This window comes from Paraburkholderia sp. SIMBA_027, assembly GCF_046535315.1.
Classification (GTDB): domain Bacteria; phylum Pseudomonadota; class Gammaproteobacteria; order Burkholderiales; family Burkholderiaceae; genus Paraburkholderia; species Paraburkholderia tropica.
Genome location: NZ_JAWRWY010000961.1, coordinates 1 through 259 on the forward strand (window position 1 = coordinate 1; position 259 = coordinate 259).

1 protein-coding gene is annotated in these 259 nt (G+C 55.6%); it reads left to right on the forward strand.

The window, feature by feature from the left end; genetic code table 11:
• A partial coding sequence (locus SB764_RS41960; RefSeq protein WP_410867030.1) for a formylglycine-generating enzyme family protein occupies positions 1–259 on the forward strand: 259 nt, incomplete at both ends.

Here is a 259-nt window from a genome sequence, read left to right on the forward strand (position 1 = left end):
TGGCGATGGAACGGGGGCTTCTCTTGTCCCGGAAAGTAACGGCTATCGCCTGCCCACCGAAGCTGAATGGGAGTACGCTTGCCGCGCGGGAACAAATGGTCCGAGATACGGCAAACTCGGCGATATAGCTTGGTATAGAGAAAACTCGGGGGGCCACACGCATGAGGTGGGTCAAAAACAAGCAAATGACTGGGGGCTTTTCGACACGCTAGGAAACGTTTGGGAGTGGTGCGCCGATCTATACGACCCGGAAGTCTAT